Origin of the sequence: Streptomyces sp. NPDC007189 (assembly GCF_040703635.1) — a bacterium.
Taxonomy (GTDB): Bacteria; Actinomycetota; Actinomycetes; order Streptomycetales; family Streptomycetaceae; genus Streptomyces.
This window is the reverse complement of record NZ_JBEYEY010000065.1, coordinates 1-2,520: the sequence shown is the minus strand read 5'-3', so window position 1 is coordinate 2,520 and position 2,520 is coordinate 1. Positions and strand designations below refer to the sequence as shown.

Genomic DNA, 2,520 nt, shown 5'->3' with positions numbered 1-2,520 from the left:
GGGGCTGTTCGTGGTTTCAGAACCAACACAGTGGACGCGAGCAACTGAGGACAAGCCCTCGGCCTATTAGTACCGGTCACCTCCACACGTTACCGTGCTTCCAGATCCGGCCTATCAACCCAGTCGTCTACTGGGAGCCTTACCCCATCAAGTGGGTGGGAGTCCTCATCTCGAAGCAGGCTTCCCGCTTAGATGCTTTCAGCGGTTATCCCTCCCGAACGTAGCCAACCAGCCATGCCCTTGGCAGAACAACTGGCACACCAGAGGTTCGTCCGTCCCGGTCCTCTCGTACTAGGGACAGCCCTTCTCAAGACTCCTACGCGCACAGCGGATAGGGACCGAACTGTCTCACGACGTTCTAAACCCAGCTCGCGTACCGCTTTAATGGGCGAACAGCCCAACCCTTGGGACCGACTCCAGCCCCAGGATGCGACGAGCCGACATCGAGGTGCCAAACCATCCCGTCGATATGGACTCTTGGGGAAGATCAGCCTGTTATCCCCGGGGTACCTTTTATCCGTTGAGCGACGGCGCTTCCACAAGCCACCGCCGGATCACTAGTCCCGACTTTCGTCCCTGCTCGACCCGTCGGTCTCACAGTCAAGCTCCCTTGTGCACTTACACTCAACACCTGATTGCCAACCAGGCTGAGGGAACCTTTGGGCGCCTCCGTTACCCTTTAGGAGGCAACCGCCCCAGTTAAACTACCCATCAGACACTGTCCCTGATCCGGATCACGGACCCAGGTTAGACATCCAGCACGACCAGACTGGTATTTCAACGACGACTCCACACACACTGGCGTGCATGCTTCACAGTCTCCCAGCTATCCTACACAAGCCGAACCGAACACCAATATCAAACTGTAGTAAAGGTCCCGGGGTCTTTCCGTCCTGCTGCGCGAAACGAGCATCTTTACTCGTAGTGCAATTTCACCGGGCCTATGGTTGAGACAGTCGAGAAGTCGTTACGCCATTCGTGCAGGTCGGAACTTACCCGACAAGGAATTTCGCTACCTTAGGATGGTTATAGTTACCACCGCCGTTTACTGGCGCTTAAGTTCTCAGCTTCGCCCCACCGAAATGGAGCTAACCGGTCCCCTTAACGTTCCAGCACCGGGCAGGCGTCAGTCCGTATACATCGCCTTACGGCTTCGCACGGACCTGTGTTTTTAGTAAACAGTCGCTTCTCGCTGGTCTCTGCGGCCACCCCCAGCTCGAGGAGCAAGTCCTCTCACCAAGTGTGGCCCCCCTTCTCCCGAAGTTACGGGGGCATTTTGCCGAGTTCCTTAACCATAGTTCACCCGAACGCCTCGGTATTCTCTACCTGACCACCTGAGTCGGTTTAGGGTACGGGCCGCCATGAAACTCGCTAGAGGCTTTTCTCGACAGCATAGGATCATCCACTTCACCACAATCGGCTCGGCATCAGGTCTCAGACTTAATGCAGGGCGGATTTACCTACCCTGCGTCCTACACCCTTACCCCGGGACAACCACCGCCCGGGATGGACTACCTTCCTGCGTCACCCCATCACTCACCTACTACCAGCCTGGTTCGGCGGCTCCACCACTCCCCTTTGCCCGAAGGCTCCGGGGCGGCTTCACGGCCTTAGCATCACTGGATTCAATGTTTGACGCTTCACAGCGGGTACCGGAATATCAACCGGTTATCCATCGACTACGCCTGTCGGCCTCGCCTTAGGTCCCGACTTACCCTGGGCAGATCAGCTTGACCCAGGAACCCTTAGTCAATCGGCGCAAACGTTTCTCACGTTTGTATCGCTACTCATGCCTGCATTCTCACTCGTCAACCGTCCACAACTCGCTTCCGCGGCTGCTTCACCCGGCAGACGACGCTCCCCTACCCATCACAGCCTCCGTTGGGAGTACATGCTGCAATGACACGACTTCGGCGGTACGCTTGAGCCCCGCTACATTGTCGGCGCGGAATCACTTGACCAGTGAGCTATTACGCACTCTTTCAAGGGTGGCTGCTTCTAAGCCAACCTCCTGGTTGTCTGTGCGACTCCACATCCTTTCCCACTTAGCGTACGCTTAGGGGCCTTAGTCGATGCTCTGGGCTGTTTCCCTCTCGACCATGGAGCTTATCCCCCACAGTCTCACTGCCGCGCTCTCACTTACCGGCATTCGGAGTTTGGCTAAGGTCAGTAACCCGGTAGGGCCCATCGCCTATCCAGTGCTCTACCTCCGGCAAGAAACACACGACGCTGCACCTAAATGCATTTCGGGGAGAACCAGCTATCACGGAGTTTGATTGGCCTTTCACCCCTAACCACAGGTCATCCCCCAGGTTTTCAACCCTGGTGGGTTCGGTCCTCCACGAAGTCTTACCTCCGCTTCAACCTGCCCATGGCTAGATCACTCCGCTTCGGGTCTTGAGCGTGCTACTACAGCGCCCTATTCGGACTCGCTTTCGCTACGGCTTCCCCACCCGGGTTAACCTCGCAACACACCGCAAACTCGCAGGCTCATTCTTCAAAAGGCACGCAGTCACGAGA

The 2,520-nt window shown here is 56.9% G+C and carries 1 rRNA gene; it reads right to left on the bottom strand.

The annotated features are described in order from the left end of the window. Positions 1–46: 46 nt before the first annotated feature. Positions 47–2,520 (bottom strand): 23S ribosomal RNA (locus AB0950_RS40340); the annotation flags it as partial.